A 26418-nucleotide genomic window follows, 5' to 3' on the forward strand; every position below is an offset into this window, starting at 1 on the left:
CACGTCATATTGAGGCAAAGCAATGGCATCGTTTGGAATTATCGGCAGCAAAGGCCGCATGGGTCAGGCACTTGCAAGCGCAGTCGAAGAGGCAGGTCACACCTTGGCCGGCGGCGTGGATGCGGGCGAATTGCCGGGCCCGCTTGCACTTCAAGCAGATGTGCTGATCGACTTCTCTGCTCCCGCCGCGCTTGAGGCGAACCTTAAGGTCGCGCGGGTCGCAGGCGTGCCCATCTTAATCGGCACAACGGGCCTTGATGATACCAATTTCGCTGCAATCAAAGATGCGGCCAAGGCGATCCCGGTCCTCCAAACCGGCAATACGTCGCTTGGTGTCACCCTGCTAAGCGCGCTGGTCAAACAAGCGGCAGAGCGGCTTGGTGATGATTGGGATATCGAAGTGCTGGAAATGCACCACCGCCACAAGGTCGATGCACCATCAGGCACGGCCAAGCTGTTGGGCGAAGCAGCGGCGCGCGGGCGCGGTGTCTATCTTGAGGAAAAAATGGAGTCAGGCCGCCACGGACAAACCGGCGCGCGTAAATCTGGCGATATTGGATTTGCCACTTTACGAGGCGGCAGTGTCGCAGGCGATCACTCGGTGATTTTTGCAGGCGAGCAAGAACGCCTCACCCTCTCCCATTCGGCGGAGAACCGGACAATTTTTGCACGCGGCGCCGTGCGAGGGGCCGAGTGGTTGATTGGCAAGCCCCAAGGGCGCTACACCATGGAGGATGTGCTTGACCTTTAGGTTCGGCGAGGCGGGGGGGGGGGTAGAATATGGCAAGCTTACGGGCCAAACTCTATGAACAACTGTTTGTGGGTGCTCATGCTGATGGACGTCTGACGATCCTTAACCGACTTCTAATCGTGACGATTGTACTCGCGGTTATTGGCGCAGCGCTTGGCACTGAACCGGAGCTGTCGGACGAAATACAAAACGCCCTACTGATGGGCGAACTGGTGTTCGGCACCATATTCCTCGGCGAATATATCGCGCGAATATACGCAGCCGCCGAAGAACCGGGAGAGGGTTCTGCCTGGGGCAAACGCTGGGCATTTATGCGCTCGTGGCTTGGCATTGTAGACCTCATAGTGGTGGTAGCGACCCTCGCTCCGCTTATCGCAGGCGATGCCGCTGTCCTCAGAATACTGCGCCTGTTCCGGGTCATCGCTGTGATGAAATTTGGGCGGTTTAATCAGGCGATAGTATCGGTATGGAGAGCCATCGCAGATCGCGGCGATGATTTGATCGTGACGGCTGCGCTTGGGTTCATCTTCGTTTTGACGGGCGCAACGCTGCTGCATGTAGTTGAAGGCGATATTCAACCCGATGCCTTTGGCTCTATCCCGCGTGCGCTGTGGTGGTCAGTGATTACTTTGACGACCGTCGGATATGGCGATGCCTATCCGATCACAATTTTGGGAAAGATCATCGGAGGCTCGCTAGCATTGTCGGGAGTAGCCTTTGTCGCTATGCCGACAGGGATTATCGCGGCAGCCTTTTCCGACGCGATGCAAGCTAGGCGAGACCAAAAAATTCAAGATATGCGCGAACATTTGGCGCGGCTTGATGAGATTGACGAGAACGTTGTCGCAAAGCTTGAGAAGTTGGAGCGGGCAAGTCAGAAGCCTCAAGAATGACGAAAGATCAAATCTTTGAATTCTTCCGCCGTTTGGCAGAGGACAATCCAGAGCCAGAGACCGAGCTTGAATATGGCAATGCCTATCAGCTGGTGGTGGCCGTGGCTTTGTCCGCGCAGGCGACCGATGTTGGGGTCAACAAGGCGACGCGCGCGCTTTTTGCAAAGGTCAAAACGCCTGAAGAAATGCTCGATTTGGGTCTCGACGAGCTCATCGATCACATCAAGACGATTGGCCTGTTCAACTCTAAGGCGAAGAACGTGATCGCGCTCTCGCAGCTTTTGGTCGACGAATATGGCAGCGAAGTGCCGGACACGCGCGATGATCTGGTTCGCTTGCCCGGGGTGGGCCGCAAGACCGCCAATGTGGTGCTCAATTGCTGGTTCAAACAAGAGACCTTTGCGGTCGACACGCATATCCTGCGCGTTGGCAACCGAACGGGGCTTGCCAAGGGCAAGACGCCGGAGAGCGTTGAGGCAAAGCTGGAAAAGCGCGTGCCCGGACCCTTTCGCCTGCATGCGCACCATTGGTTGATCCTGCATGGCCGATACGTGTGCAAAGCGCGCACCCCGGAATGTTGGCGCTGTGGTCAGGTCAACCTGTGCAGCTTCCGCAAGAAGGTGACCGAGAAGCCTAAGGCGCGCGCATGAGCTTGAATATTCGCGCAGCGCACGAACGTGACGCAGAGGCGATCCTCGGCATTATGCTCCCCATAATCCGGGCAGGCGAAACCTATGCTCTGCCCCTCGATATGAGTGAGCAAGCGGCGCTTGCCTATTGGATGGACCCATCCAAACACACATTTGTCGCCGTTGAGGGTGAGCTCGTGCTGGGGACCTATTACCTCACCACGAACCAGCAAGGCGGCGGCGCGCATGTGTGCAATTGCGGCTTTATGGTGAGTAAAACTGCGAGCGGGCGCGGTGTCGCTCGGGCGATGTGTGAGCATGCATTGAAGGCAGCCCGGTCTCATGGCTACCTAGCGATGCAATTCAACTTCGTGCTCTCCACCAACACCCGCGCTATCCGCCTTTGGGAAAGCATGGGGTTTGGCATCGTTGGCCGCCTCCCCGATGCATTTGAGCATCCGCAAGAGGGGTTTGTCGATGCGTTGGTGATGCACCAGACGCTTTAGACATCGTCGGCTGAGATCATCTCAGCTTTGTCGATTTCACCTGTCAGGCTCGCCACCGTCGTCGCCACCGCTGCATCGCCGGAGACATTGGTGGTGGTGCGCATCATGTCCATGATCCGGTCGATTCCCGCGACCAGAGCAATGGTTTCAAGCGGCACGCCAACTGCGCCAAACACCAGAACCATCATGATCAAGCCTGCGCCCGGAATGCCCGCTGCGCCGATGGCTCCCAATGTGCCAAGGATCGAGATCAGGACGTAGTCGCCCATGTCGAGCTGAACCCCGAACACCTGCGCCCCGAACAATGTCGCAAGGCCCAGATACATCGCCGTACCGTTCATATTGATCGTCGCGCCAAGGCTGATCACGAAGCTTGCGACCGAATTCGATACGCCCAAATTCCGCCGTGCACAGCGCAAGGTCACGGGCAAAGTCGCATTGGAGCTGGCTGTGGAATAGCTCACCGCGATGGCGTCGATGATGCCGCGGAAGAAGTCGATCACCGGCAGCTTGGCGATGAATTTGATCATCCCGCCATAGATGAGGCCGATGATGAGGAAGCAGCCAAGGTAATTGAGGACAACGACGATCCCGAGCGCCTGAAGCGCGTCAACGCCCAAGGTCCCTGCGACCCATGCCATAAGAGCAAAGACACCAAACGGGGTCAGCTCCATCACGATCATCGTGACTTTCTGCATGACGACGCTGCCGGACTCGAAAATTTTGAGAACAGGCTCACCCTCTTCTTTCGCCATCAAAATGCCGATCCCGATCAGGAGCGAGAAGATGATGAGCGGGAGGACGTTGACGTCTGCCATGACTTGTACCGGGCTCGATGGCACCATTTCAAGGATCATTTGTTGAACCGTAACGGCGTCTTCCTGACGGGCCTGAGCGCGTTCCAGTGCGGCGGCATCCAAGTTCATGGCGCTTACATCAAGGCCAGCACCCGGCTGCACCAATGTGCCAATGCCAAGGCCAAGCCAGACCGCAATTTGCCCTGTCACCACGAAGAGGAGTAGCGCCCGCCACCCCACGCTGCCAAGTTTGCGAAGGTCGCCGATACTCGCAACGCCGGCCACAAGGCTGAAGAAAATGAGTGGCACGACCAGCATTTTGATGAAGGCGATAAAGATGTCGCCCACGATCTTGATACTCGCGGCCCCCGGCCCCCAGATATAGCCAACGATGATCCCGAGAATGAGAGCGCCGATAACCCGCTGCCAAAGCGGAATTGCAAACCATGATTTCATTTTTGGGCTTTCATGGGCGTCTACGCCTCTTCTTGTGTCACTTCGAGAGCCAGCGCCCCCAGCGCTGCCTTGGTGTAAATCCTTGCTAGCGCATCCAGATCTGGAATAGCCACCGCTTCGTTGCGTTTATGCATGGTTGCATTGCACAGGCCAAATTCAATCACGGGACAAACGCTGCGAAGGAAACGCGCATCGGACGTGCCGCCAGTGGTGGAGGCCTCTGGTTTGACGCCAGTTTCTTCCTCGACTGCCTTGGCCAACATGTCGGAGAATGCGCCGGGAGCGGTCAGGAATGGCTCGCCCGAGATAATCGGAAGCGCGCGTCCACCATGCTTTTCGGCGATATCGCTCACCCATTTTGACAAACTTGCGCCTGAATGCAGGTCGTTGAAGCGGATCGAAATGCGCGCGCGTGCCTCAGCCGGGATTACATTATGCGCTTTGTTCCCGACCTCAATATCGGTGATTTCAAGGTTGGAGGGCTGGAACCAGTCTGTGCCTTTGTCCAGCACTTGGCGTTCCAGATCGTCCAGCATCGCGACAAGTTTGGGAATGGGGTTATCGGCCAGATGCGGATAGGCAACGTGGCCTTGGGTGCCCTCAACCGTGAGGAAGATATTGACCGAACCGCGCCGTCCGATTTTCATCATATCGCCAAGCCGATTGACGCTGGTGGGCTCACCCACAAGGCACAGGTCAGGCTGAGTGCCTTCACCGCGCATATAGTCAATAAGCGCCCGCGTACCGTGGAGCGCAGGCCCTTCTTCGTCACCGGTGATAATCATGCTGAGCGTGCCAGCCTCCGCTGGGATATCGTGCACGGCCGCCGCAAAACAGGCGATCGCACTCTTCATATCAACTGCGCCCCGGCCATAAAGAAGCTCGCCTTCTTGCGTGGGCACAAACGGGTCGCTTTCCCAGCCATCTCCTGGCGGAACCACATCCAAATGCCCAGCAAAGGCAAAGTGCTTTGAGCCTTTAGGCCCTTTGCGAATAGCAAACAGGTTTTCAACCGGAGCCTCATCGCTGCCTTCTGCGCCATCGCCGCATTTGAAACGGTGGATATCAAAGCCGAGAGGTGCAAGCATCGCCTCCATCTCGTCAAAAACCGAGCCAGTGGCAGGCGTGACGGAGGCGTGTGAGATTAGACGCTTAGCGTAATCGAGGGCTATACTCATGGAACACATCGCTAGCAGGAGATGAGCCCAATGCCCAAGCTTGATTTGAACGCTATCCCTCAAACAAATGCGACCGGATACCCGGAGCCCTTTGACAAACCAGTCCAAGGTCGCAAATATCAACGCTTGGCACCTGCTGCTGGCCTAGAGAAACTTCGGGCAAGCCACGTTGTACTGGAACCCGGCGCATGGTCATCTCAACGTCATTGGCACCATACCATTGATGAGCTTCTGATCATGATCTCTGGCGAAGCGGTGCTGGTCGAAAATGGCAGCGAGACTGTCTTGCACGCGGGCGATGTGGCAGCGTGGCCTGCAGGTCAAGAGAATGGCCACCACCTTCAAAACCGTGGGCGCGCACCGTGCACATTTTTAGTGGCAGCTGCCGGTGATTATGAAACCGACGGCGGTGAATATCCTGACGTGGATATGGTTTTCAGGTCAGATGGCTACTTCCGCAAAGATGGGACGCGCTACGACACCGATCGGATTCCTTAGGCGCAGAGCACATTTGCCGCGTCCCACCTCAATCCGCGCGATCTGTCTCAGGCAGTTTCAAACTGCTCGATCACCCATTCTTCATCTCCGGCAGCCGCGATCCATTCGGCCATCCAATCGTGCTCCCAAATCGCCTGCATATAGCTTTGCGCAAAGCCGGGAACGCCAATGCCATAGGTGGTAAAACGCGAGACGATCGGCGCGTAGAAGATATCGGCGGCCCCAAAGGTGCCAAACAGAAATGGTCCCGCAGACCCATGCCGCGCGCGGGCCTCTGCCCATAGCTGAAGGATGCGCACGATCTCGGATTTGGCTTGTTCTGATAGATTTTCTAGCGGTACCCGGGTGCGCACATTCATCGGCATTTCGCTACGCAGCGCGCCGTAAGAAGAGTGCATCTCTGCGACCAACGCACGTGCCATACCGCGCGCGGCCTCATCCTTTGGCCAGAACCGATCGCGCCCAACTTTGTCAGCGAGATATTCCATGATCGCAAGGCTGTCCCAGATGACATTATCGCCATCCCAAAGGATCGGAACCTTCCCCGAGGATGGTTGGAACTCTTCGCCCTGCTTTTGAGCTTCCCAATGTTCGCCCATAAGCGGGACGGTGATCTCTTCGAAATGCAAACCCGATTGCTTAGCCGCAAGCCAGCCGCGCAAGGACCAGGAAGAGTAGTTCTTATTACCAATAATGAGTTTCATATCTTTGCCAGTTCCACCTTTGACATTTCACCTTACGGGCCTGAAATTGCAGTCAGCCTTACGTATTCAGGGTTTCGCTGTCGAGGCTGAACGGGTTACAAGAGTTCGACATTCCCAAAGGAGTTCGCAAATGCCCTCTCCCCATTCTCGCCTGGCCCCTTTCCATCTTGCCTTCCCGGTCGATGACCTCGACGCAGCGCGGCGTTTTTACGGCGGTGTTATGGGCTGCGAAGAGGGACGATCATCGGATGAATGGATCGATTTCAACTTTCACGGTCACCAAATCGTTGCGCACCTTGCCCCCAATAGAAAATCGGATGCTGCCAGCAATCATGTTGACGGACACGGCGTGCCGGTTCCGCATTTTGGGGTGATCTTGGAGATGGAAGCGTGGAATGCACTCGCACAGACTTTACGCGATGCGGGAACTGCTTTCCTGATTGAGCCAACCGTGCGCTTCAAAGGCAAACCGGGTGAGCAGGCAACCATGTTTCTGCGCGACCCAGCAGGCAATGCGCTTGAATTCAAGGCATTTGCCGACCAATCGGCGCTTTTCACGGCTTAGCCCCACAAGCGAAATCGCCGGGCACCCATAAGGGCACCCGGCGATCACAGGCCTCCAGCAAGTGGACAGACTTACTGGTGTCTTTGAATTATTGGCTCACGTTAGCTGAGTTGCCATTGCCCGCTTGGATAACGTCGGAGAAGTTTCCGTCCGTTGTTTGGTCAAGATTAACGCTGTTCGTGTCACCGTCTTGCGAGATGAAGCTGGCGTTGTCATTGCCCGACTGAAGCACGTCTGCAATGTTGCCGTTGCTGACAGAGGATGCGCCTTGTTCGATGCCGCTGAAGTTGCCTGTGCCAGTTTGGTTGACCAGTGCAATGTTGAGCGAACCGCCGCTAAAGCCTTGGTCAACAAAACTCTCGTTATTGTCAGCCAATTGGTTGACAGTTGCGGAGTTGTTATCGCCGCCTTGGAAGACGGTTGAGGTCGTGCCGTTCACCGCTGCTCCTACTGCGCCCTGATTAACATCCGCGATGTTGGTATCGCCGCCCTGAATTGTGAGGTCGGTGTTGTTGTCACCGATCTGGTCAACAAAAACAGTACCCGAAAGGCCGGTTTGCAAGACGTCAGAAAGGTTGTCTGAACCCTCTTGAATCGTCTCCGCGATGTTGGACAAACCGCTTTGCGCAATGCTGGCGGTGCTGCCTGTGCCGTTGTCTTGGTCGATGAGCGCAATATTCGAGCTCGAACCGCCACCATTACCGGTTTGCGTGATCGTTGCGGTCGCATCGTCGGACAAAACGTCTTGGACAACGATTGCGACATCGTCGGTTGCATCGCTAGTTTGGGTAACTGTCGATGTGCTGTTCAGACCGTTTTGAAAGACGCTTGCCTCGTTTGAACCGCTGGCATCTTGCGTGATCGTGGACTCATTGCCAGTGCCAATCGTTTGAATGACATCTGCGTCATTGTTGTCGCCGGACTGAGTGATCGTCGATGTGTTGGCGTTATCTTGAGCCACGGCGGCACTGTTGCCGTTGCCGGTCTGGCTTACAGTGGATGAGCTTTGCGCGGCCGCTGGAGCCGAGATAGCAAGAGCTGCGATTGATGCGCCTGCAATAATGATCTTTTTCATGCGAAGTGGTCCCCTATTGGTCTGGTCTTCGGTTTGTCTGGCACCGGTCTTCACAGCCAACAGTTTCAGCAAAGTTAACAGAGAGGAAATGGCGGCCTACGCAAAACCGCTGGGGAAATTCGTATGGTGAATCAGAAATTTAGACATGCACCGGCAATCAGGAACAAAAGCAGGGAGACGTTAACAAGCCGCTCGCCAGGACCCTAAGGCCCGTGAGAAAACGCGCGGATTTTCGTTAACTATTTCTCGAAATAACCTTCGCCCAGAGCATCGGCGACAACCGCTGCACGAAGTTCTTCAATCCCCATGCCTTTTTCGCTGCTGGTTAGGTGCAAGGTTGGAAAAGCAGCCGGATGTTTGCGCGATTCTTCAGCGATTCGGTTCGAGACACGCTCAAGCTCACTCGCCTTGATCTTGTCTGTTTTGGTGAGAACGATGCGATAACCCACAGCCGCCTCATCAAGCATTTTCATCATCTCACGGTCGACATCTTTAAGGCCGTGACGGCTGTCGACAAGCACGAGATTGCGAGCAAGCACTTGGCGGCCTCGCAAGTATGTACGCACCAACTTCTTCCAACGCTCAACCACCTTAACCGGCGCCTTAGCAAAACCATAGCCGGGCATATCAACGAGCCGGAACAGAGGCTTCCCATCAGGAATGTTGGGATCTTGAAGCCCAACTTCAAAGTAGTTGAGTTCCTGCGTGCGCCCGGGTGTGATCGACGCCCGGGCAATGGACTTGCGCCCAGTAAGCGCATTCAGAAGCGAGCTCTTGCCGACATTACTGCGCCCACAAAAAGCGATCTCTGGCACAATGGGTTCGGGTAAAAATTTGAGCTGCGGGGCAGACAGGAGGAAGTCCACGCGTCCTGAAAACAGGCGCGAGGCTTTCTTTTCGCGGCGTTCCTTTGCGCGCCGTTCAAGTTCTTCCTCTGTGTGCCCGGTCACAGCGTCATGCTCCGCTCTTTTCCGCTTCTTCGCGGGCCTTCTTCTGCGCCTTTTCCGCTTTCTCCTTCGCTGCTGCCGCTTTCAACTGCGGATGCTTGGAATAGAGATAGCTTTGCTGCGCAACGGTCAGAATGTTTGATGTCACCCAGTAAAGGAGCAGACCCGCTGCGAACGGAGCCATCACAAACATCAGCACCCACGGCATCAGATTGAATATCTGCTGTTGCATTGGGTCCATCGCGCTTGGATTCAAACGGAATGTCAGCCACATGGTGAAGCCCATCAGAACCGCCAGAACGCCAATGCCAAGGAAGCCGGGCACGTCATAAGGCAGGAGGCCAAAGGCGTTGAGGATCGTTGCGGGATCAGGTCCGGAAAGATCCTTGATATACAAGAATGGCTCGTGCCGCATCTCGATCGCCAGATAGAGCACCTTATAAAGCGCAAAAAAGATCGGGATTTGGATGACAAGGGGTAAACAGCCAGCAAGCGGGTTGACCTTCTCTTCCTTAAAGAGCTCGGCAATCTTTTGCTGCTGCGTTTGCTTGTCGTCTTTATAGCGTTCTTGCAGCGCCTTCATCTTAGGCTGGATAGCCTTCATCGCCGCCATCGAGGCAAACTGCTTTTGCGCGATTGGGAACAAGAGCCCGCGGATAATGCAGGTGAGCAAGATAATCGCGACACCGAAGTTACCAACAAGGCTATTGAGCGTCCGAAGCAGCCACAAAAGCGGCTTCTCAAACCACTCGAACCAACCCCAGCTGATCGCCTTACCGAAGTAAGTGATCCCGGTGTCTTCGTAGGCATCAAGAACCCCGCTTACCTTCGCGCCAGCAAACAGCTGAGTGGTTTGCGACATGTTACCGCCTGCTGGCACGGTTTGCGCATTATAGATAAGGTCAGCGCGGAAGAGATTGTCACCAAGCGAACGCCAACCTGCTGTATCGGTCTCCCCCTCACCCGGAATCAGAATGCTTGCCCAATGTGTGTCGGTAAAGCCAAGCCATGATGCAGCACCCGCCGGCGAATCGCGGCCAAGCTCGGCTAGCTCTTCGTAAGAATTGGGGTCATAAAGTGAGCCGCCAAACACGCCCGTTGGACCAGTATGCGCGATAAATTGATCGGGCGAAGCCGTCGTGCTGGTGCGCTTGATAAAGGCAAAAGGCTGAATGATCGAAGCCGCTTCCGAGCCGTTCTCAACCGTTTGATCGACAGCAATCATATAATTGTCATCAATCGCAAATTTGATTTTGTAAGTGATGCCGTTCTCATCCGTGCGTGAAAGCGTGAGCGGCGTATTGACGCTTAAGCTGTCACCATCAGCTTCCCAGATCGCCCGGCTCGACATCCGTTCGCCTGACACAACAAAACCAAACTCGGCAAAATGTTCAATTTCGGTGTTACCCGGTGCGAGGAAACGCACAGACTCGCTGTCTTCATCGGTGGTGGCGTCATAGTTCTTAAGAACAAGGTCATCGATGCGTGCGCCAACCAGATTGATCGAACCTGCAACGCTTGGCGCATCGATTGTGACGCGGGTTTGCGCAGCGAGCGCCGTTTCCAGATTGACCGGCCCCGTTTCAGCTTCAGCTTCGCCAGCAGCATTAGAAGTGTTAGCCTCCCCTCCATTGGCAGAGGCTCCGCTTGCAGATGCAGGGCTTGGAGAGCCCACTCGGTCTCCATCTGCCTCAGCCATAACGGGCTCAGGCGGAGCGGGGTAGATGTACCGCATACCCACATCCCAACCCAGGATGAGCAAACCTGAAAGCACAACGGCGAGCAGAAGATTACGCTGATTGTCCAAAACTGAACCCTTAAGTGAGTGACGACCGCAAAGTGTATTATATGGGTAAGACGCTTACGATTCCAATGACCGTTATGGCACCGGATCGTGACCATGCCCGCCCCAAGGATGGCAGCGCCCTATACGCTTTATCCCTAACCATCCACCCTTGAATGCACCATGCTTTTGGACTGCCTCAATCATGTACTGGCTGCAAGATGGGGAATAACGGCAAGTAGGCGGTAGGATTACCGATGGACCAAGCTGCCATGCCCGGGCGATGAAGATCAAAATGTACTTCATTTGGGGCCTTTAACGGGCGCGCGCTTTATCGAACCCTTGCGCGGTCTGCGCCTTCTGGTGCTGTCGCCCTTGCCCAATTTCGCCCGCTCCAGAACATCGACAAGATCCTCTGCCAGATGGGCAAAGTCGCGTTCGACGCCGCCCGATCTGCCGATTAGGACGTGATCGTGATCCAGCAGTCCGCCCTGCGGGAGGTGCTCGCGCAACAATTCGCGGAATCGCCGTTTCATCCGGTTGCGAACAACCGCATTGCCAATTTTTTTGGTGACGGTGATGCCATATCTTACGCCCTCGCCTTTGTTAGGCCGGGTTAGCAAGACGAAGCCCACCTTCGCATTTCGCAGACCCTTATTGGCGACCAGAAAATCCGCGCGCTTTGTAAGGACTTTGAGCATAACCGAATCAATAACGCATACGGGCCCCCAATGGGAGCCCGCTTGATTGGACCGTCTTGTGCCAAACGGCCGATTGCATATGCAACACGCTCAACTGGCGCGTGATCGCAGTATGGAGCCTGAAAATCAGGCTGAGAGTTTGCCACGACCGCGCCGACGGCGGGCGCGAAGCACTTTGCGGCCACCTGGGGTCGCTTTGCGTGCAAAGAAGCCGTGCCGACGGGCACGCACAAGATTGCTAGGCTGGAAAGTCCGCTTCATTTCGTCCTCGAATATTTGCTTGGTTACTGCCGGGCGCCCCTAAATGGGTTGATACGACCGCAACCGGGTTAGACCTCTTTGAAATAAGTGGCCTGTGTCAAGCGCGCGCAGTTATGGAAAAGCGTTTCATGAGTCAAGCAAAGACGTATCAGCGAGTGCATTCTTCGCCGCAATCTTCACGCCGGTCACATCGCTGTAATCGATGGCAGGCGGCACAGCGTTTAGAGCCAGCGTTCCTAAATCCATTGACTGGGTGCTGGCATTGGCGGCTGCGACATTCGCGCGCACGCCCTCGCAGAACGTGCAAGTAGCGGCGATCTGCGCGGTTTCGACTTGGCGCGCCGCATATCGCTGCAGCGAGGCTTGCTCGGGCGCGATCCAGCTGCGCATCTCATCGGCTTTAAGCCATCGTGCGCTCGCATGCGGCACAGAATTGGTCATTGCGTAAAAATTGCGCGCTTGAGCCTCGCTCATTCCCATTTCGACATAATAGTCGAGGTAAAGACGGTGCGCAGGATGGTCAGCGGCAAAATCATCCGCTTCGCGTCCGTGATTATCGAGCCACGAGTGAACGGCAAAGGTCGCGCCGTCCTCAATCGAGCGTGATGCCCCCGCCAAAAACAACTCAACCGCGCCAGAGCGAACGGAACCGCCGCGCGGCACATGCGTCGAAATTCCAGCTTCACGGATTCTGCGCCCTACTGCGAGATTCGCGATATCGTTGCTGGTGCCCGGCGCCTCAACCATCTCGAGAATGGAAATACCGGGAAAATCGTGCATCATCGCGTCGAAATCTTGTGGGCTGCGGCCATTTGTGGAGCTCACCATTTTGGCCACCGACGTTCCCACAACAATGAATGGCCCATATTGCGCGAGCGTTGCGGGAGCACGGTTGACAGGAACCGGTCCTGCATATCGCACCGCGCCGAGGGTTTCTGATACGGCTTTGGCGTTGGTAATTGTGGTCACCACCGTCGGCATTGCACGGCCCTCAGGACGAAGATCCTCGCCATCAACCTTGACCCAGCGTCCCCGCACCGGATCCCATTCCTCTACCCAACTTCGGGTCTCAACAGTGCGCGAGCCGTTATGCGCTCCGGCATACTCTTGAGCCCAAAGAGGGCTTGAAGTCAGCGCAAGCTGGGCAGCAATGAGGAATGCGGCAATTTTCTTCATGCCGGCAAAAATATGCCGCACTCCCTTCACGAAGTGCCAAAATTTATCCTTTCAAAGTCCTTGCGTAGTCGTGCGAAGCGGCTCGACAAGAACGCGTTTACGCTTACAACTGGACATTCGGAGGACGTGCCGGGTGCAAAAACACGTAAGGGGGGCTGCGGCATGGTCGCACTCATTCGTACTGTCGCGTACCTAGGACTTGAGGCGCGCGGGGTCGAAGTTCAATGTCAGGTCGCACCGGGCTTGCCACGTTTTTCTATTGTCGGTCTTCCCGATAAGGCGGTGAGTGAGAGCCGCGAAAGAGTGCAGGCGGCTCTGTCGGCTATGGGCCTCGCGATGCCGCCTAAGCGTATCACCATTAACTTATCCCCCGCAGACCTTCCCAAAGATGGCTCACATTATGACTTGCCGATCGCGCTCGCGCTGCTGGCGGCGATGGGAGTAACCGATGCCGAGCAGTTGAATGATTGGGTTGCGGTGGGAGAGCTATCACTGGACGGCCGAGTTGTGGCATCGCCGGGCGTTTTGATCGCAGCGCTTTATGCAAGCGGCGAGGAAACGGGCCTGATTTGTCCCGCCACACAAGGGTCCGAAGCACGCTGGGCAAGCGGTGTTCCCGTCCTTGCACCGCGCGATTTAGGAAGCCTGCTCGACCATTTGAAAGGCGATGCGGTTCTAGACGAACCCCCTCGCGGCGAAGTTGACGAACCAGTGGTCGCAGCCGATCTGAAACAGGTGAAGGGACAAGAAACCGCCAAGCGCGCGTTAGAGATTGCTGCAGCCGGCGGGCACAACCTCCTCATGTCAGGTCCACCCGGATCGGGGAAAAGCCTGCTTGCATCGTGCCTACCTGGAATATTGCCCGAGCTCAGTCCAACAGAAGCGCTTGAGGTTTCCATGGTGCAATCAGTGGCCGGCACTTTGGAAGCAGGCCGGATCAGCCGCGCACGGCCTTTCCGCGCACCCCATCATTCCGCCAGCATGGCCGCTCTTACCGGAGGCGGTCTAAAAGTGCGTCCAGGCGAAATCAGCCTCGCGCACCTTGGCGTTCTTTTCCTTGACGAATTGCCCGAATTTCAGCGTCCAGTGCTCGACTCGCTACGCCAGCCGTTGGAAACAGGTCAGGTCGATGTTGCGCGGGCCAATGCGCATGTCACTTTCCCTGCGCGGGTTCAGTTGATTGCAGCGATGAACCCATGCCGATGCGGCTATGCGGGTGATCCGGTGCAGAACTGCAATCGCTATCCGCGCTGCATGGGCGATTATCAATCCCGCTTATCTGGACCGCTGCTCGACCGGATTGATTTGCACGTCGATGTCGCCGCGGTGAGCGCGGTTGACCTCACCCTTCCCCCACCAGCCGAAGGGAGCGCCGACGTCGCGAGACGAGTTGCAGGCGCCAGAGGCCATGCCGCGACGCGCGGCGTCCGCTCAAATGCTGAACTTGGGGGCGACGCTTTAGAGGAACACGCAGGACCCGATGAGGAAGGCCGCGCATTGCTGATGAGAGCAGCAGAAAAGCTGCGGCTATCAGCCAGAAGCTATACCCGCGTTCTGCGAGTCGCGCGCACAATTGCGGATTTAGCTGGCACGGAAACGGTCGGCCGCCCTCATATCGCGGAGGCTTTATCTTACCGGCAAAAGATGCGCGCGCCTTGAAACAAGTTTTTTTAACCGGAAACACCTGCGCGAAGGACCTCAAGGAAGTCAGCCCCCCAAGTCTCGAGCTTCTTCTCTCCTACACCTTGAAGCTCACCGATTTCGCGCAAGGTTTGCGGTGCAAAGGCAGCCATCGCGCGCAGCACGCTGTCATGGAATATGATGTAGGCGGGCATTCCGTGCTCCTTGGCGAGCTCGCTGCGCTTGGCACGAAGAGCATCGAACAAGGGGTCACCCACCGGATTGGGGATAGCGCCTGCGCCTTTAGAACCGCCGCGTCCACGTTTGGCTCTGGGAAGCTCTGCAATCAAAACTGCACGTTCGCCCTTGAGAACCGCCCTTGCCTCAGGTCCAAGCGCCAGTCCGCCGTGCTCGGTCGTCACTAGCATTTCATGTGCGGTGAGAAACCGCATAGCAGGCTTGAGCAATGGCGCATCCAAAGAAGCAACAATACCAAAAACCGATAGCTTATCGTGGCCGCGCTGCATAACGCGGTCATCATCGCGGCCAAGCAGAACCCGCTCAATATAGCCCATGCCAAAGCTCTGTCCGGTGCGGTAAACGGCTGAGAGCAGCTTTTGTGCAATTTCCGTCACATCGCGTACTTTAGGCGGTTCCAAACAGCGGTCGCAATTGCCGCAAGGTTCGGGCAATTCATCGCCGAAGTGCTTCAAAAGCAGTTGTCGGCGACACTGCGCACTCTCGACAAGCCCGGCGAGCGCATTGAGACGCGCACGTTCGCTCGGCATTCGTTCTTCATCAACGTTGGCGAGCCACAAGCGTGCTTTGGCAAAATCGCTTGCACCCCAGAACAAATGGGCACTTGCCGGATCGCCATCGCGCCCAGCACGGCCGGTTTCTTGGTAGTAGGCCTCGATCGATTTGGGCAGACCTGCGTGAATCACAAAACGCACATCAGGCTTGTCGATCCCCATTCCAAAGGCGATCGTGGCAACCATCACCATGTCTTCTGACTGGACAAACTCGGCCTGAGTGGCGGCGCGCTGTTCTGGAGGAAAGCCGGCGTGATAGGCACGAACCGGGCGACCAGTTGAGGCAAGCTTTTCAGCCAGATCCTCTGTACCCTTGCGGCTCGTTGCATAGACAATGCCTGCACCAGGCGTTTTCACGATTACATCGGCGATTTGTTTTGCCTGATTGTCGCGTGGGGCAATGGAATAACGGATATTGGGCCGGTCGAATCCCGCTTTGATGAGCCCCTGAGGCGCAATGCCCAGCTGCTTAAGGATATCCTCGCGCGTCACCTCATCTGCGGTGGCGGTCAGAGCCAGTCGCGGCACATGATCAAACCGATCAAGCGTTTCGCGAAGCCCGCGATAATCCGGGCGAAAGTCGTGCCCCCACTCTGAAACGCAATGCGCCTCATCTATCGCAAACAGCCCAATTTCCGTCTGCGCCAAAAGCGCTTGAAACCCTGAGGTGTTCACCCGTTCAGGCGCGACATAAAGGAGGTCGAGCTCCCCGTTTCGCAACGCCTTTGCCGTCTCCGCTTGATCCGAATCCACCGACGTCAAAGAGGCTGCACGTATCCCAACTGCGCGCGCTGCTCGAATTTGATCATGCATCAGAGCAATAAGGGGAGAAACAACAATCGTTGTCCCTTCCGTTGTGAGAGCCGGGATTTGGTAACACAGCGACTTGCCCGCCCCTGTTGGCATCAAAGCAAGGGTATGTTCGCCATTGAGAATGCGGGCGATCACCCGCTCCTGCATCCCCCGAAAGCCATCGAAGCCAAAGGTGCGGCGCAAAACCTCATACACACCATCGGGGAGAGGCGCGCTAATTGCATCGACAATTGAGGCATCAGTAGTCGCAGTCAAAGCGCAGGATCCGAAAGGAGGGTGGAGAAAGGAACCCTCTCGCTAGATCAGACGCGTCTCAGCCGCCAGATGCGGCGGCGGCGAAGTCCGCAGAATTCTGGAAAAAGCAACGAAGGCCGCGCTTAGGCGACTATTTGCGGACAGCCCGTTTGGCAGAGGATAGATCGATCACGTCGCCGTCCCCGATTTCGCCCGCGGGCGTAGCAATGGTGCCATCTGCACGCCTTCCGATATCTGCCCGGCGAATCATGTTGAGTCCAAGGTGATCGAGCACACGGCCATCATGCGATAGCATCGAAACAGGCCCGATTGGCAGTCGGTCTTGTTCATCCACCAATACCGGATCTTCTATCACAGGTTCGTGGCTGTACTTTTGCCCCCATTGGCGAAGAGCGATCATCGCAGGCAGCAGGTCAAAGCCTTTTTCGGTCAGGCGATATTCGATTTTGCGGCGGTCGTCGGCGCAAGGTTCACGCTTAAGAATACCGTGTTCAACCAGCTTCGCGAGGCGGTTCGAAAGGATGTTTCGTGCAATCCCAAGTTCGCTTAGGAACTCTTCAAAGTGATGAAGCCCATTAAAGCTCGCCCGCAAGATCATAAACGCCCAGCGTTCGCCCATCACTTCCAATGCTTGCGGCAATCCGCACTCGATCAACTCGCGCAGTGGTTCTCTAATATCGCCCATAATCAGTCCTTCTCCTGCAACCTTTCTAACCGACCTTGCCAAAATCGCAAAATCTGACTGCAAAGTGTCCCATGAGAGGCCCGTTTGGTGCACGCCGTAGGGGGTACAAGAAAATTTCAGTTTTTAGTTGCAACCTGCAACCTAATTACATAGGTAGTGATTCGCAACTGGTTTCGATTCGAAACTGTGCATCGCAACATGATGCCCAATTAGGCACCATCAAAAGGAATACAAGATGACCCTCTCTCTCCCCCGCGCCGAACGTCTCGCAATTCTTGCATCTGCGGTCGTTTACACCACTCTCACCTTTGGCGTTGCCACTGCGCCCACGCCGGCTTTGGCCGACAACGGCCCATACTACACTGCGCAGCTGGCTCAGCCTGCTGAAGACAACCGTACGGTTGCTGGCGGCGTTGCTTGGGCGTGTCGGGGCACGACCTGTGTTGCTAACAAAGGTTCTTCACGTGCATCACGCATCTGCCGCGGCCTCGCCCGTGAACTCGGCGAAATCAAAGGCTTCACTGCAAACGGCGAAAAGTTGAACGAAGAAAAGCTTGAGCGCTGCAACGGTAATTGATTGCGGCAATCAACTTAATCAACCTTCTCCATCAGCGGGCCGCGCCTGTCCCCTCAAGCGTTGAGGTGCGGCCCGCATCCCATCCACCCGTATCTCCACTCGGGTGATACTAAAGACCCCGGCTGCGCTCTTCCCCAACAGCGCGCCGGGGCTTTTTTGTGCATTTTTCTAAAGAAGGCCTGAGCTTGCTAACTGCTGTTCGAGCGCGGATGCATCGGTGAACAAATGTGCGTCCCATCCGCATTTCTCTGCAGCTTCGATATTAGCGCGATTGTCATCGGTGAAGAAAAGGTCTGCGCCACTGCGCCCTGATCGCTCTTCGACGATTTCATAGATCCGGGCCTCGGGCTTTGCGACTTTCTCAGCGCCTGAGACGATGATGTCCTCAAACAAATCAAAGATCGGCTGAGTGGCGCGGAACTGTGCGAACAATTCATCACCATAATTGGTAAGGCAATAAAGCGGCGTACCCGACGCGTTGAGGCGCCGTGCGAGCTCATGGACGCCTGCAACCGGAATATCGCAAGTTTCGCTAAAACGCGCAGCGTAAGCCGCGATCCGCAGAGCCTGATCGGGAAACTGTTCGATGCGCGCAGGTAGCATCTGAGCGAGGGTCGCGCCCTGATCGTGCCGAAAATGCCATTGTTCGGTCACAACATGGCTAAGAAACCAGTCAAGCTCCGCCTCGTCAGGGATGATTTTCTCAAACAGATTGCGCAATTGCCAATGGAACAAAACGCGCCCCACATCGAACACCACTGCTTTGCTCATCTGCTCGATCCCTTATGTGAATTGCAGCCAAGAAATGTTCTTGCGCTACAAAGAGAGGCGGCCCGCTCTCCAATGATGGAGGCGGGCCGCTTGTCTCTTCGTCCCTACAACGCGCTGGGCTTCACCCGCGCGTAAGGCAATTAGCCTTGGCGTGCTTTGAAACGACGGTTGGTTTTGTTGATCACATATGTGCGACCGCGACGGCGAATAACACGGCAATCGCGGTGACGGTTTTTCAGCGACTTAAGGCTGTTACGGATCTTCATGACATCTGTTCCAAATAATAAAGCGCGCCAAGGATTGATCCGGCGCGCGGAAATTGCAGAGGCGCACATATGGGGGGGCAGCAGATTCGTCAACCATTACCTGCCCCGCTTAGCCACGCAGATCAGTTAATTTGCGCTCCCAGGTAAGCGCATGGGCGATGATTGTATCAAGATCATCGTACTGGGGTTGCCAAGGCAGGGTCGAGCGAATCAGCGATGGGTCCGAAATCAACTGAGCGGGATCGCCTGCCCGTCGCCCATCCAAACGACGTTCAATCAGGGTGTTTGTCACACGGTCCACCGCATCAAGCACTTCGAACACAGAGAAACCCCGGCCATATCCGCAGTTCATCGTCAGTGAGCGCTCAGGTTCAGCCATAAGCGCTTCGAGAGCGTGAACGTGAGCTGAGGCCAAATCGCTTACGTGAATATAATCGCGTACGCCGGTGCCGTCGGGGGTGTCGAAATCGGTACCGAAGACCCCAACACCCTCACGCTTACCCAAAGCCGCCTCAAGAGCGACTTTGATAAGGTGCGTCGCGCCGGCGGTCGATTGCCCGGTGCGCGCCTGAGGATCGGCGCCTGCCACATTGAAATAACGCAAAGCGCAAAAGTTCAGTTCATGCGCCGCCGCGATATCGCCCAGCATCTGCTCGGTCATAAGCTTAGACCAGCCATAAGGGTTTATCGGCAATTGCGGTGTATCTTCGCACACTGCGGCAACCTCTGGCACGCCGTAAGTCGCAGCCGTTGAAGAGAAGATGAAATGGGGCACGCCCGCCCTCACCGCCGCATCCAAAAGCGCCCGGCTTTTGGCAGTGTTGTTGTGATAATATTTGAGCGGGTCCTCCACGCTCTCTGGCACCACGATAGAACCTGCGAAATGCATGATCGCACCAATGCCCTGACCGATGTTTTGCTCATCAAATATGCGCGCCAAAAGGTCCGTGTCTGCGATGTCACCTTCGTAAAAGGAGACGCCATCTGGGATTGCAAAGCGGAAACCCGTGGTCAGATTGTCGATCACAGCCACCGGCCATCCATTGTCCAAAAGCGCAAGGACGGCATGGCTACCGATATACCCAGCCCCGCCGGTTACCAGGACGGCCTGTTTTTCCGAGGTAGCTTTCGCTACAGTGTCGTTCGATGTTGAGGTCATGTTCATAGAGCCGCCCTTAGCATCAGAAGACTTTTAAGTCGTGAATGAAAAGGTGAGGGGCGCAATGAAACCAAAGAACCTACAGATTAGCAAGATCATTCCAGCTCTTGTGCTTGGCCTATCGCTAACGGGCTGTGTCGGCTCAGCCTATTCCGGTCCTGTCGAAGTCACGCGCTTCATAAGCCAAGAAAGTGCCGGAATAGGCCAAGGCACAGATCGGGGGCCTATCGCCATCACCTTCCCAGAGGAAGTGAGCAATCTTCGCGCCAAAGAGGCCTTCTATGATGCCGTTGCTGCCCAGCTTGTAGGCCATGGCTATTCCATCGCATTGGAAGATGCACCAGGAATGCAAACCGCCCGCATAACCACCAGTCGCAACTCGCTTGCACCTGCTTCATCGCGCGGCCCCGTGAGTGTTGGCGTGGGCGGAAGCACCGGCAGTTATGGCGGCGGACTTGGCGTTGGGATCGGCCTCAACCTTGGCGGCAATTCCAGTAAACCCAATGCGCTGACGGAACTTTCCGTGCGCATATCGGATGCGAGCGGAAACAGCCTTTGGGAAGGGCGCGCACAGCAAGCCGTTTCGATAAACTCGCCTTATGCCGAAGTTGACACAAGTGCCGCCGCATTAGCCGAAGCCTTATTCAAGGACTTCCCCGGCGGCGAAGATGCGGTTAGGGGCGGAACCGTCTCCATCGACGTGGACGACCTTGGGAACAAACTTCAGGAACAATAATGACGCAAATCGCCATTGATGCCGCTTTTGATAGCGGCAACATCCAGATTCTCTCGGTTGAAGGCACCAGCGCTCGCCTTGCCGTCAAGAAAGATCATAAATCCGAGTTTGCCCAGTGGTTCCACTTTCGGGTGAGCGGCGCTGAAGGCGAAGAAATCACTCTCAAAATCACTGGTCTAAATGAAAGCGCCTTTCCCGGCGGGTGGCCAGGATATGATGCCTGCGTTTCTGAGGACCGTGAATATTGGGCACGCACTTCGAGCAGTTTTGACAAGGACGAAGAGGGCGGCACGCTCACGATTTCCTACACCCCTGCATCGGGCGTTTCATATTTCGCATACTTCGCTCCCTATTCGATGGAGCGACATCACGATCTCGTTGCCGAGGCCGCCTCTTGCGAAGGGGTTGAGCTTACACGGCTCACCACCACCTTGGATGGCCAGCCATTGGACATGTTGCAAATGGGCGCAGGGGAAAAGCAAGTTTGGCTCTATTCACGCCAGCACCCCGGCGAAACACAGGCCGAATGGTGGATGGAAGGGGCATTGGAATGCCTTACAGACCCAGCCGATCCAGTGGCGCGCGGTCTGTTGAAACGATGCAGGTTCCACATTGTGCCCAATTGCAACCCGGACGGATCACGCCGCGGGCATTTGCGGACCAATGCAGTTGGCACCAACCTCAACCGCGAATGGGAAACGCCCACAACCGAAAAGTCGCCAGAAGTCCTCGCCATCCGCAATAAGATGGACGAAACAGGCGTCGATTTTGCCATCGACGTGCACGGCGACGAAGCGATTCCGGCGGTGTTCCTTGCTGGCTTTGAAGGCATCCCTTCATGGACAGAGGAACTTGGCGAACAATACTACGCTTACGAACGCATTCTTGATCGTCGCACACCTGATTTCCAAACTGAGCTTGGCTATCCGAAAGCTTGGGCAGGCAAGGCCAATCTGACGGTTTCCACTAATCAAGTAGCAGAGCGATTTGGCGCCTGCGCAATGACATTGGAAATGCCGTACAAAGATTTAGCTGACTTTCCTGAGCCCGAGCAAGGCTGGTCACCTGAGCGCTGCAAAATGTTGGGGCGTGAATGTTTGGCTGCTTTGCTGGAGTGGCTCGAAACCGCGTAACAGGATTTTACGTCGGCAGGACCCATTTGCGCTTAAAGTATGTTACAAGCTCTCGTGATTTCAATCGGATCGGGAGAATGTGCCATGTCAGTTTCAGCCAATCGTCGTGGATTTATCGTCGGTGCCAGCGCCGCTGGCTTGGCCACTTTGATGCCTGCGTCCTTGCACGCACAAGGCCTTGGCGATCTGCTTGGTGGCGGCGGAGGCAGCCTTGGCCTTTCATCGATCCTTGGCAAAGCCACCGATGGCGCACTTGATAAGTTGGCTGTGCCCGGCGCGTTCTATGGCGATGAAGAGGTGCGCATTGGTCTTCCTGGACTTGGTAACCTTGGCGGCGGAGGGGGTATCTTTGGCTCGATCCTTGGCGGAGCAGGCAAGCTCGGTATCCTCGATGGTATCACCCGCGAGATCAACGACGCAGCTGGCGTCGCAGCAGGAGAGGCAAAGCCAATCTTCCGCGAGGCCATCGACGATCTTTCCTTCAATGACGCCCCGGGCATCATCCGCGAAAAGGACGGCGGCACGCAGTACCTTCGCAGCTCAGCCAATGATCGGCTGCATTCACGCCTTGAACCATTGGTTGACAGCGCTTTGGATCGCGCCGGGGTGTATAAGACCTTTGATGGCCTAGCCGACAAACACTCCTTCGTCCGCCGAGTTGGCCTAAACCGCGAAAGCATCAATCGCTCTGTCACCGATCAGGGGCTGGACGGAATTTTTTCCTACATCGGCGCAGAAGAGCGTACTTTCCGCAAAAATCCGCTTGGCGGCCTGCTGGGTAGTTAAGCTCGAAGCTTAGGGTGAAAGCGTTTTTCTACTCCAAAAGCGATCTCGAAATCAGCCTTTAGGGGCCAGATGATCGGGCCCAAATGCATGCGGCAAAAGCTGTGATAAGGCGACTTCGCGCACCTCTTCATTGCCTACGCAGTAAATGACCGGGTCTGTACCTCCCAACCCAGCGATTTCGTTGAGGGTCTGACGACAGCGCCCGCACGGAGTGATCGGTGAACCGTCGCCTTTGTCTTTGGGCCCAACCACTGCAACCGCCGTCAAGCCACCTCGCCGCCCCTCACCAAAAGCCCGTGCCACCGCGACCGTTTCCGCGCACAAAGTGAGGCCATAGCTCGCGTTTTCGACATTGGTGCCGGTTATGATCGCGCCATCTTCAAATAGCAGTGCAGCACCCACCTGATAATCGGAATAAGGCGCATAAGCTGCTTGTGCGGCCCTTTGAGCAGCGTCGATTAAAGTCTTCTTGGCATCATTCATCTTTGCACCACCATCCATTCAATCGGCACCTGGGAAGCCTCGCTCACATATTGGCTGTTAGCGCTCCACAAAAGCCAAGGCCGCCCGGCATAATCAGGCCGCGCACGGTCACGTTCCAACCAAAGGTCTCGTTCAATCATCCGGGCAATATTGTGACGCAGTTCAAAGTCCCGCCCCAGCCTGAGGATTACCGACTTGCCAGAATGCATCTCAATCTGATTGATGAGCGTCATAAGCTCGCTTTCAACCGCAGCATCGCTGATTGCAGGCTGGCAAACTGATGCCAAGCTCTTAAGCGAAATAGCAGGCGGCAAAAGCGCGCTATCACGCGGCACCATGCGGGTAAAATAGGACGACTGTTTTTCAGCATTAAGGCATGGATCAAAAGGTGTTGAGATGCCAATCTTGAGGCCGGAATCACGAGCGTTTTCCAGCCGTGCTGCAAAACCGGGATCAGGCGCAAGCACCGCTTCGCCAAGCTCTAGATAGACAAAGTCTGCTCCCGTCGCCTTAAGCGTTTCGAACCGGGTATCCGCCGCCCTTGCCTCGATCACAGCGCCTTGTTCTGGATACAGTTCCGCGTCAGGCCGCCAACCGCGCATATCCCACCAAAACCACGCAGCAAAGCTGACCGCGACCAGCACCAAAAGCGCAGCCCCGCGGAACACCCAAATGCCAAGCCCAGCTTTTTTCTTACCCCGTCTCGCCACTCTGCCTGCCTTAATCCTAACTGGTCTCAACCCTTGATATGAAGGACACAAATCAGTGTAAACAAACGCCTCGCTGTGGCGAAATCGGTTTCAACCTTCCCTTCGAGCCGTTCGACCAAAAGTTCGGCTGCATTATTGTGCAGACCCCGCCGCGCCATATCTATTGTCTCAATCTCGGCAGGCGTTGCCTTGCGGATAGCTTGATAATAGCTGTCGCAGATAGCAAAATATTCGCGGATCGGGCGCCGAAACCGGGCAAGGCCGATCACGAGCGTTTCCAGCACGGTCTCATCCTGATCCGCCACTTCCATTGCCAAACGCCCGTCTTGCACAGCGAGCTTCAGTCGGTAAGGCCCCTTCGCCCCGCGCTCAAAGCTGCGGACAGGTTTAAAGGTATTCTCTTCAATCAGATCGTAAATTGCCACGCGCCGTTCTTGTTCGACATCGGCGTTGCGCCACAAAATCGTCTCTTCATCCAGAGAAATATGCGCAATGCGATGCGTTCCCGGAGATTGGCCCATTGGCTGCATAGCTGAATCGGAAGGCGAGTGTGACATGACAAGATGCGCTTTCGCAGATGCGAGGGGCACACTTCAAGCACAACTATCCCCAATCCCCGCTATCCACAGGCACTGGACGTAAAATTGACGCAGCTAAACCTTGCCCTGCTCCAAGCTCGCGCGCATTGAGTGCCCATGGCTGAACCCACCCCTCTCTCGCTCGTCGACAATGACCCCGATGGTGGTCGCAAACTGCCATCCAATCTAGAGGCCGAGGCCGCCTTTTTGGGCGCTGTGCTGATCGACAACCGGGTGATTGAAGAACTTCAAACCCCGATCAGGCCGGACCATTTCTTCGAACCTGTACACGAACGCATTTTTGAACGCATTTTGGCGTTAATTGAGCGCAATGCGACCGCTTCACCGGTGACTTTGCGTCCGCATTTTGAAGCAGATGAAGCGTTAAAAGAGCTGGGCGGGCCCAAATATCTGGCACAGCTCACTGCCAACGGCGCCGGGCTCTTGGCCCCCCGCGAACTGGCGCAGCAAATCTACGACCTTGCCCTCTTGCGTGAACTCGTCAGCGTTGGCCGCGGGCTCGTCGAAGGCGCGCTTGATACCTCCGAGGACACCAGCCCAGTGGACCGGATCGCTCAGGCCGAAGCTGACCTTTACCGGGTCGCAGAGGGTGCTGCGACAGGCAAGGAAGCTGAGAGCTTCCGCGATGCCGCGCTAACTGCGATCAAAATGGTTGAGGCAGCCATGAATTCGGGCGGCGGTCTATCAGGAAAGACATCTGGCCTTGAGACGCTCGACCAAAAGACGGCAGGTTTGCACGATTCCGACCTTATCATCCTTGCTGGTCGCCCAGGCATGGGCAAAACATCGCTTGCAACCAACATCGCGTTCAACTGCGCAGAGGAATACCTCAGATGGCAAAACGAAGGCGGTGATCACTGCTACGGCGCGCCAACAGCGTTCTTCAGCCTGGAGATGAGCGCCGACCAGCTTGCCACACGTATTTTGGCCGAACAATCTGAAGTGTCATCCGAAGCCTTGCGTTCGGGTACGTTGGACCGAAACGACTTTCAAAAACTCAGCTTCGCCAGTCAGCGTTTGGCGGAGCTGCCATTGTTCATCGACGATACTCCCGGCCTCACCATTGGCGCATTGCGCACAAGAGCTAGGCGGCTCAAACGCAGGCATGACATTGGCCTGATCGTGATCGACTATCTCCAACTCTTGCAAGGCTCGGGCCGGGCGAACGACAACAGGGTGAATGAAATCTCGGAAATTAGCCGTGGTCTCAAGACATTGGCCAAAGAGCTGAGTGTGCCGGTTATCGCGCTCTCACAGCTTAGCCGTGCGGTTGAGCAGCGTGATGATAAGCGCCCCATGCTCTCTGATCTCAGGGAATCGGGTTCGATCGAGCAAGACGCAGATATGGTCTGGTTCATTTTCCGCGCGGACTATTACAAAGAGGCCGTGCGTCCCGACATGCCGAACTCTGACGGCTCAAGCTCAATCGAATTGCAAGAGAAGTACGCACAGTGGGAAGCGGAATATCTTGAGATCAAGAACAAGGCATCGCTGATCGTTGCCAAACAGCGGCACGGTTCAACTGGCAACGTGCCCCTCCACTTCCAAAGCGAAATCACCAAGTTTACCTCGCCCAACACCCGCGATTATTCAAGCTGGGGGATGGAAGAATAGTGAGTGCTCACACCCGCAAATTCCTTGACTCTGAGTCCGTGAAACACTAGCTCGCCAGCTCTTTTCCAAAAGCTTTTGATTTTATGAGGCTCGCCCATGGCACGCGTTACTGTTGAAGATTGCGTCGATAAGATTCCAAACCGCTTCGACCTCGTCCTGCTCGCAGCACAACGTGCTCGCGAAATCTCGGGCGGCAGCGAACTGACGCTTGATCGTGACCGCGACAAAAACCCGGTTGTGGCTCTCCGCGAAATCGCAGAACAAACGATCAAGCCGAAAGAACTCAATGAAGCGCTCGTGACCGGCCTTCAAAAGATCCTTCCTGATGACGAAGATGATGCCGATGAAATCGGTTCATTGAGCCAATCGGCAGAAGCTCTGCGTATCACCGCAAGCGCTCCTACACGCTCAACTTCGATTGGTGCCGACTACGATGGCTAAGGCCCTCTGGCACTAAACAATCTTAGAAAAGGCCGCCG

General features: G+C 55.9%; 31 protein-coding genes. 13 read left to right on the forward strand and 18 right to left on the reverse strand.

What is annotated here, in order from left to right:
• Positions 1 to 22 precede the first annotated feature (22 nt).
• The 4 genes from dapB to ABJ205_RS11860 are packed head-to-tail and all read left to right on the forward strand — an operon-like array spanning position 23 to position 2779.
• Entirely contained in the window at positions 23 to 751 is a 729-nt protein-coding gene (gene dapB / locus ABJ205_RS11845; RefSeq protein ID WP_348156006.1) for a 4-hydroxy-tetrahydrodipicolinate reductase, read from the forward strand.
• Positions 752 to 780: 29 nt separating this feature from the next.
• A complete protein-coding gene (locus ABJ205_RS11850) occupies positions 781 to 1644 on the forward strand; it encodes an ion transporter (protein ID WP_348156009.1) in 864 nt (287 codons plus the stop codon).
• Positions 1641 to 2294, forward strand: coding sequence for an endonuclease III (gene nth, locus ABJ205_RS11855; protein WP_348156012.1), 654 nt, complete (start codon positions 1641 to 1643; stop codon positions 2292 to 2294). The genes ABJ205_RS11850 and nth overlap by 4 nt, the downstream gene beginning before the upstream one ends.
• Positions 2291 to 2779, forward strand: coding sequence for an N-acetyltransferase (locus ABJ205_RS11860; RefSeq protein WP_348156014.1), 489 nt, complete (start codon positions 2291 to 2293; stop codon positions 2777 to 2779). Before nth ends, ABJ205_RS11860 begins: the two co-directional genes overlap by 4 nt.
• On the opposite strand, the gene ABJ205_RS11865 is transcribed toward ABJ205_RS11860, so the two are convergent.
• Both ABJ205_RS11865 and dapE read right to left on the reverse strand, forming a co-directional pair.
• Positions 2776 to 4032, reverse strand: a complete 1257-nt coding sequence (locus tag ABJ205_RS11865) for a dicarboxylate/amino acid:cation symporter (protein ID WP_348156017.1) — start codon at positions 4030 to 4032, stop codon at positions 2776 to 2778. The genes ABJ205_RS11860 and ABJ205_RS11865 overlap by 4 nt on opposite strands.
• A gap of 20 nt (positions 4033 to 4052) precedes the next feature.
• Positions 4053 to 5210: a succinyl-diaminopimelate desuccinylase gene (gene dapE / locus ABJ205_RS11870; RefSeq protein ID WP_348156020.1), complete on the reverse strand. Its 1158-nt coding sequence runs from the start codon at positions 5208 to 5210 to the stop codon at positions 4053 to 4055.
• A 30-nt stretch (positions 5211 to 5240) separates the two neighbouring features.
• Here dapE and ABJ205_RS11875 point away from each other — a divergent pair, with 30 nt between their 5' ends.
• Complete coding sequence (locus ABJ205_RS11875; RefSeq protein ID WP_348156022.1) at positions 5241 to 5708, forward strand: cupin domain-containing protein; 468 nt, start codon at positions 5241 to 5243, stop codon at positions 5706 to 5708.
• A gap of 47 nt (positions 5709 to 5755) precedes the next feature.
• On the opposite strand, the gene ABJ205_RS11880 is transcribed toward ABJ205_RS11875, so the two are convergent.
• Positions 5756 to 6412: a glutathione S-transferase family protein gene (locus tag ABJ205_RS11880; protein ID WP_348156025.1), complete on the reverse strand. Its 657-nt coding sequence runs from the start codon at positions 6410 to 6412 to the stop codon at positions 5756 to 5758.
• A 130-nt stretch (positions 6413 to 6542) separates the two neighbouring features.
• Here ABJ205_RS11880 and ABJ205_RS11885 point away from each other — a divergent pair, with 130 nt between their 5' ends.
• Entirely contained in the window at positions 6543 to 6977 is a 435-nt protein-coding gene (locus ABJ205_RS11885) for a VOC family protein (protein ID WP_348156028.1), read from the forward strand.
• A gap of 88 nt (positions 6978 to 7065) precedes the next feature.
• Here the strand turns inward: ABJ205_RS11885 and ABJ205_RS11890 are convergent, their stop codons facing one another.
• From ABJ205_RS11890 to ABJ205_RS11920, 7 genes are all read right to left on the reverse strand, one after another.
• Complete coding sequence (locus ABJ205_RS11890) at positions 7066 to 8052, reverse strand: hypothetical protein (RefSeq protein WP_348156031.1); 987 nt, start codon at positions 8050 to 8052, stop codon at positions 7066 to 7068.
• 239 nt (positions 8053 to 8291) lie between these two features.
• Complete coding sequence (yihA, locus tag ABJ205_RS11895; RefSeq protein ID WP_348156034.1) at positions 8292 to 9002, reverse strand: ribosome biogenesis GTP-binding protein YihA/YsxC; 711 nt, start codon at positions 9000 to 9002, stop codon at positions 8292 to 8294.
• A gap of 4 nt (positions 9003 to 9006) precedes the next feature.
• Positions 9007 to 10806, reverse strand: a complete 1800-nt coding sequence (gene yidC, locus ABJ205_RS11900; RefSeq protein ID WP_348156036.1) for a membrane protein insertase YidC — start codon at positions 10804 to 10806, stop codon at positions 9007 to 9009.
• Positions 10807 to 10878: 72 nt separating this feature from the next.
• Positions 10879 to 11088 (reverse strand): membrane protein insertion efficiency factor YidD, encoded by a 210-nt coding sequence (yidD, locus tag ABJ205_RS11905; protein WP_348156039.1) that lies wholly within the window; start codon positions 11086 to 11088, stop codon positions 10879 to 10881.
• Positions 11085 to 11483: a ribonuclease P protein component gene (gene rnpA / locus ABJ205_RS11910; protein ID WP_348156042.1), complete on the reverse strand. Its 399-nt coding sequence runs from the start codon at positions 11481 to 11483 to the stop codon at positions 11085 to 11087. Before rnpA ends, yidD begins: the two co-directional genes overlap by 4 nt.
• Before the next feature lie 126 nt (positions 11484 to 11609).
• Positions 11610 to 11744 (reverse strand): 50S ribosomal protein L34, encoded by a 135-nt coding sequence (gene rpmH / locus ABJ205_RS11915; RefSeq protein WP_348156045.1) that lies wholly within the window; start codon positions 11742 to 11744, stop codon positions 11610 to 11612.
• Positions 11745 to 11870: 126 nt separating this feature from the next.
• A complete protein-coding gene (locus ABJ205_RS11920; RefSeq protein ID WP_348156047.1) occupies positions 11871 to 12920 on the reverse strand; it encodes a hypothetical protein in 1050 nt (349 codons plus the stop codon).
• 162 nt (positions 12921 to 13082) lie between these two features.
• Between ABJ205_RS11920 and ABJ205_RS11925 the strand changes: the two genes are divergently transcribed.
• A complete protein-coding gene (locus ABJ205_RS11925) occupies positions 13083 to 14579 on the forward strand; it encodes a YifB family Mg chelatase-like AAA ATPase (protein WP_348156050.1) in 1497 nt (498 codons plus the stop codon).
• A gap of 11 nt (positions 14580 to 14590) precedes the next feature.
• Here ABJ205_RS11925 and recQ read toward each other — a convergent pair whose 3' ends face one another.
• The gene (gene recQ, locus ABJ205_RS11930) at positions 14591 to 16384 is read right to left on the reverse strand and encodes a DNA helicase RecQ (RefSeq protein ID WP_348156211.1); all 1794 of its coding nucleotides are present in this window, start codon (positions 16382 to 16384) and stop codon (positions 14591 to 14593) included.
• 166 nt (positions 16385 to 16550) lie between these two features.
• The gene (locus ABJ205_RS11935; RefSeq protein ID WP_348156053.1) at positions 16551 to 17105 is read right to left on the reverse strand and encodes a helix-turn-helix domain-containing protein; all 555 of its coding nucleotides are present in this window, start codon (positions 17103 to 17105) and stop codon (positions 16551 to 16553) included.
• A 235-nt stretch (positions 17106 to 17340) separates the two neighbouring features.
• Here ABJ205_RS11935 and ABJ205_RS11940 point away from each other — a divergent pair, with 235 nt between their 5' ends.
• Entirely contained in the window at positions 17341 to 17682 is a 342-nt protein-coding gene (locus tag ABJ205_RS11940) for a hypothetical protein (RefSeq protein WP_348156056.1), read from the forward strand.
• A gap of 168 nt (positions 17683 to 17850) precedes the next feature.
• On the opposite strand, the gene ABJ205_RS11945 is transcribed toward ABJ205_RS11940, so the two are convergent.
• The 3 genes from ABJ205_RS11945 to galE form a co-directional block, all read right to left on the reverse strand.
• The gene (locus ABJ205_RS11945) at positions 17851 to 18453 is read right to left on the reverse strand and encodes an HAD-IA family hydrolase (RefSeq protein WP_348156058.1); all 603 of its coding nucleotides are present in this window, start codon (positions 18451 to 18453) and stop codon (positions 17851 to 17853) included.
• Between the two features lie 140 nt (positions 18454 to 18593).
• Complete coding sequence (gene ykgO / locus ABJ205_RS11950; protein WP_007165381.1) at positions 18594 to 18719, reverse strand: type B 50S ribosomal protein L36; 126 nt, start codon at positions 18717 to 18719, stop codon at positions 18594 to 18596.
• A 109-nt stretch (positions 18720 to 18828) separates the two neighbouring features.
• Entirely contained in the window at positions 18829 to 19878 is a 1050-nt protein-coding gene (galE, locus tag ABJ205_RS11955) for a UDP-glucose 4-epimerase GalE (RefSeq protein WP_348156213.1), read from the reverse strand.
• Between the two features lie 64 nt (positions 19879 to 19942).
• On the opposite strand from galE, the gene ABJ205_RS11960 reads away from it, so the two are divergent.
• From ABJ205_RS11960 to ABJ205_RS11970, 3 genes are all read left to right on the forward strand, one after another.
• A complete protein-coding gene (locus ABJ205_RS11960) occupies positions 19943 to 20614 on the forward strand; it encodes a hypothetical protein (protein ID WP_348156062.1) in 672 nt (223 codons plus the stop codon).
• Positions 20614 to 21747: a M14-type cytosolic carboxypeptidase gene (locus tag ABJ205_RS11965; protein ID WP_348156065.1), complete on the forward strand. Its 1134-nt coding sequence runs from the start codon at positions 20614 to 20616 to the stop codon at positions 21745 to 21747. The genes ABJ205_RS11960 and ABJ205_RS11965 overlap by 1 nt, the downstream gene beginning before the upstream one ends.
• Before the next feature lie 84 nt (positions 21748 to 21831).
• Positions 21832 to 22533, forward strand: coding sequence for a DUF4197 family protein (locus ABJ205_RS11970; protein WP_348156068.1), 702 nt, complete (start codon positions 21832 to 21834; stop codon positions 22531 to 22533).
• A gap of 51 nt (positions 22534 to 22584) precedes the next feature.
• On the opposite strand, the gene ABJ205_RS11975 is transcribed toward ABJ205_RS11970, so the two are convergent.
• The 3 genes from ABJ205_RS11975 to ABJ205_RS11985 are packed head-to-tail and all read right to left on the reverse strand — an operon-like array spanning position 22585 to position 24283.
• On the reverse strand, positions 22585 to 23034 hold the full coding sequence (locus tag ABJ205_RS11975; RefSeq protein ID WP_348156071.1) for a cytidine deaminase: 450 nt from the start codon (positions 23032 to 23034) through the stop codon (positions 22585 to 22587).
• A complete protein-coding gene (locus tag ABJ205_RS11980) occupies positions 23013 to 23726 on the reverse strand; it encodes a glycoside hydrolase family 25 protein (RefSeq protein WP_348156074.1) in 714 nt (237 codons plus the stop codon). The genes ABJ205_RS11975 and ABJ205_RS11980 overlap by 22 nt, the downstream gene beginning before the upstream one ends.
• Positions 23727 to 23752: 26 nt before the next feature.
• Entirely contained in the window at positions 23753 to 24283 is a 531-nt protein-coding gene (locus ABJ205_RS11985) for a UPF0262 family protein (RefSeq protein WP_348156077.1), read from the reverse strand.
• Between the two features lie 138 nt (positions 24284 to 24421).
• Between ABJ205_RS11985 and ABJ205_RS11990 the strand changes: the two genes are divergently transcribed.
• Positions 24422 to 25939, forward strand: coding sequence for a replicative DNA helicase (locus tag ABJ205_RS11990; RefSeq protein ID WP_348156080.1), 1518 nt, complete (start codon positions 24422 to 24424; stop codon positions 25937 to 25939).
• 96 nt (positions 25940 to 26035) lie between these two features.
• On the forward strand, positions 26036 to 26380 hold the full coding sequence (rpoZ, locus tag ABJ205_RS11995; protein ID WP_348156082.1) for a DNA-directed RNA polymerase subunit omega: 345 nt from the start codon (positions 26036 to 26038) through the stop codon (positions 26378 to 26380).
• Positions 26381 to 26418: the final 38 nt, after the last annotated feature.

Source organism: Erythrobacter sp. (assembly GCF_039988855.1).
GTDB lineage: Bacteria > Pseudomonadota > Alphaproteobacteria > Sphingomonadales > Sphingomonadaceae > Erythrobacter.

What these genes read in the sequence shown, in the direction of transcription:
- dapB (WP_348156006.1), top strand. Translation starts at nt 23, where the DNA reads ATGGCATCGTTTGGAATTATCGGCAGCAAAGGCCGCATGGGTCAGGCA.
- ABJ205_RS11850 (WP_348156009.1), top strand. Translation starts at nt 781, where the DNA reads ATGGCAAGCTTACGGGCCAAACTCTATGAACAACTGTTTGTGGGTGCT.
- nth (WP_348156012.1), top strand. Translation starts at nt 1,641, where the DNA reads ATGACGAAAGATCAAATCTTTGAATTCTTCCGCCGTTTGGCAGAGGAC.
- ABJ205_RS11860 (WP_348156014.1), top strand. Translation starts at nt 2,291, where the DNA reads ATGAGCTTGAATATTCGCGCAGCGCACGAACGTGACGCAGAGGCGATC.
- ABJ205_RS11865 (WP_348156017.1), bottom strand. Translation starts at nt 4,032, where the DNA reads ATGAAATCATGGTTTGCAATTCCGCTTTGGCAGCGGGTTATCGGCGCT.
- dapE (WP_348156020.1), bottom strand. Translation starts at nt 5,210, where the DNA reads ATGAGTATAGCCCTCGATTACGCTAAGCGTCTAATCTCACACGCCTCC.
- ABJ205_RS11875 (WP_348156022.1), top strand. Translation starts at nt 5,241, where the DNA reads ATGCCCAAGCTTGATTTGAACGCTATCCCTCAAACAAATGCGACCGGA.
- ABJ205_RS11880 (WP_348156025.1), bottom strand. Translation starts at nt 6,412, where the DNA reads ATGAAACTCATTATTGGTAATAAGAACTACTCTTCCTGGTCCTTGCGC.
- ABJ205_RS11885 (WP_348156028.1), top strand. Translation starts at nt 6,543, where the DNA reads ATGCCCTCTCCCCATTCTCGCCTGGCCCCTTTCCATCTTGCCTTCCCG.
- ABJ205_RS11890 (WP_348156031.1), bottom strand. Translation starts at nt 8,052, where the DNA reads ATGAAAAAGATCATTATTGCAGGCGCATCAATCGCAGCTCTTGCTATC.
- yidD (WP_348156039.1), bottom strand. Translation starts at nt 11,088, where the DNA reads ATGAAGTACATTTTGATCTTCATCGCCCGGGCATGGCAGCTTGGTCCA.
- rnpA (WP_348156042.1), bottom strand. Translation starts at nt 11,483, where the DNA reads ATGCTCAAAGTCCTTACAAAGCGCGCGGATTTTCTGGTCGCCAATAAG.
- rpmH (WP_348156045.1), bottom strand. Translation starts at nt 11,744, where the DNA reads ATGAAGCGGACTTTCCAGCCTAGCAATCTTGTGCGTGCCCGTCGGCAC.
- ABJ205_RS11920 (WP_348156047.1), bottom strand. Translation starts at nt 12,920, where the DNA reads ATGAAGAAAATTGCCGCATTCCTCATTGCTGCCCAGCTTGCGCTGACT.
- ABJ205_RS11925 (WP_348156050.1), top strand. Translation starts at nt 13,083, where the DNA reads ATGGTCGCACTCATTCGTACTGTCGCGTACCTAGGACTTGAGGCGCGC.
- ABJ205_RS11935 (WP_348156053.1), bottom strand. Translation starts at nt 17,105, where the DNA reads ATGGGCGATATTAGAGAACCACTGCGCGAGTTGATCGAGTGCGGATTG.
- ABJ205_RS11940 (WP_348156056.1), top strand. Translation starts at nt 17,341, where the DNA reads ATGACCCTCTCTCTCCCCCGCGCCGAACGTCTCGCAATTCTTGCATCT.
- ABJ205_RS11945 (WP_348156058.1), bottom strand. Translation starts at nt 18,453, where the DNA reads ATGAGCAAAGCAGTGGTGTTCGATGTGGGGCGCGTTTTGTTCCATTGG.
- ykgO (WP_007165381.1), bottom strand. Translation starts at nt 18,719, where the DNA reads ATGAAGATCCGTAACAGCCTTAAGTCGCTGAAAAACCGTCACCGCGAT.
- galE (WP_348156213.1), bottom strand. Translation starts at nt 19,878, where the DNA reads ATGACCTCAACATCGAACGACACTGTAGCGAAAGCTACCTCGGAAAAA.
- ABJ205_RS11960 (WP_348156062.1), top strand. Translation starts at nt 19,943, where the DNA reads ATGAAACCAAAGAACCTACAGATTAGCAAGATCATTCCAGCTCTTGTG.
- ABJ205_RS11965 (WP_348156065.1), top strand. Translation starts at nt 20,614, where the DNA reads ATGACGCAAATCGCCATTGATGCCGCTTTTGATAGCGGCAACATCCAG.
- ABJ205_RS11970 (WP_348156068.1), top strand. Translation starts at nt 21,832, where the DNA reads ATGTCAGTTTCAGCCAATCGTCGTGGATTTATCGTCGGTGCCAGCGCC.
- ABJ205_RS11975 (WP_348156071.1), bottom strand. Translation starts at nt 23,034, where the DNA reads ATGGATGGTGGTGCAAAGATGAATGATGCCAAGAAGACTTTAATCGAC.
- ABJ205_RS11985 (WP_348156077.1), bottom strand. Translation starts at nt 24,283, where the DNA reads ATGTCACACTCGCCTTCCGATTCAGCTATGCAGCCAATGGGCCAATCT.
- ABJ205_RS11990 (WP_348156080.1), top strand. Translation starts at nt 24,422, where the DNA reads ATGGCTGAACCCACCCCTCTCTCGCTCGTCGACAATGACCCCGATGGT.
- rpoZ (WP_348156082.1), top strand. Translation starts at nt 26,036, where the DNA reads ATGGCACGCGTTACTGTTGAAGATTGCGTCGATAAGATTCCAAACCGC.